General features: G+C 57.8%; 1 pseudogene. It reads left to right on the forward strand.

From position 1 onward, the window contains the following. Positions 1-152 precede the first annotated feature (152 nt). Positions 153-495, forward strand: a pseudogene (locus tag sphst_RS21285) (GGDEF domain-containing protein); the annotation flags it as partial.

A 495-nucleotide genomic window follows, 5' to 3' on the forward strand; every position in this document is an offset into this window, starting at 1 on the left:
CAGCCCCCGTGTCCTGAGGGAAGCGTTCAGATAGAATGCCTTCACCTTTTGCGTTTAATTAGAGACGTGTGAAAGCCACTGAGAGCCCATTCGTTCGCGACATTCCTGACGGAACGTACGTCGAGCTTGTTGCCAGTCTGTGCGGCACGCGCATGCCCGCAGCGATCATGACGTTGCTGTTCCTCGTGGTTGGTGTGCTCGGCGTTCACGCCTCACGGGATATCGCTCTGGCGAGCTTGGTCGCTATAGGAACGATCGCGAGCGTAGCCCGCCTTGCCGTTTTGATCCGCGGTAGACGGCTGTGCGATAACCCCGAAATGCCCTTACTCACTGCCAAGCGCTTTGAGCGCCGGTTTGCACTCACCTATTGGGCCTTCGCGGCTGTCTTCGGTCTATTTGCCGCACGATCCTATATGCTACCGCTTGCAGAATGGCAGATGCCCATCGGCATTCTCGTTGTGGGATACGCCGCAGGAGCAGCATCTACGGTCGCGA

This window comes from Sphingomonas sp. STIS6.2, assembly GCF_000732685.2.
Taxonomy (GTDB): Bacteria; Pseudomonadota; Alphaproteobacteria; order Sphingomonadales; family Sphingomonadaceae; genus Sphingomonas; species Sphingomonas aerolata.